General features: G+C 27.2%; 1 protein-coding gene. It reads left to right on the forward strand.

Annotation, left to right across the window (positions count from 1 at the left end; all coding sequences use genetic code 11):
- A partial coding sequence (locus tag ACR65M_RS26980) for an ABC-2 transporter permease (RefSeq protein ID WP_223254555.1) occupies positions 1 to 655 on the forward strand: 655 nt, incomplete at its 5' end.
- Positions 656 to 835: the final 180 nt, after the last annotated feature.

The raw sequence follows: 835 nt of genomic DNA on the forward strand, positions 1-835 counted from the left end.
AAAAATGTTATTTCATCTTGTCAAAAAGGATTTCATTCTAGCCAAAAAATACCTATTGTTTATGCTTATTTTTGCAGTTATTGGCCCCATATTTATTTATTCAAAGTTAGGATTTGATAACGGTAGCTTTACAAGTTTTCTTATTACCGTTTTATTTACGGAATATATTTTGTTTAATATGGTTTCGATGCAAGAGGATAAATATAGGGGATCAGCACTTCTTTGTACAACCCCACATACTCGTAATGGTGTCATTAAAGCAAAATATCTATTTATTCTTGTGATTTTTATTGGGTGTTTCCTTTTATTTAACCTTGCAGTAGCAATTGGTTTTTCTACAGGGCTAGCAAGATTAAATATTTATAGTATAGGAATAGCTCTTTTGATCATTTCTGTTTTTTTCGGAATATTAATACCTATTCAAACTAAATTTGGCTATGAAAAAACAAAGTATATCTTTTTTATTTTAATATTTTTAACTCCATTTATACTACCCACTATTATTGAGTGGTACCAATCGATGAATTTTAATATCAATTTTCAATTACCACTACCTCAAACAGTAATGGTTTGGGTGCCTTTTGTAATATCTATTTTTATTATCTTAATTTCAATGATTATATCAATCCAAATCTTTTCAAAGAAAAACTTATAGCTTCTTCTTTTGAGGTGAATATAAATGAAAACAATAATAATATTTGTAATACTGTTTGCAGTTTTAGTATTTGTAATTAAAAAAATTAGGAGCAAATAGAAATCCATATAAAAAAAGTCGAATCCATCAAGGATATCGGCTTTTTTAGATTGAAATTTGCTTAGCGTACAAAATTTCCGA

The organism is Ferdinandcohnia sp. SAFN-114 (assembly GCF_059415045.1).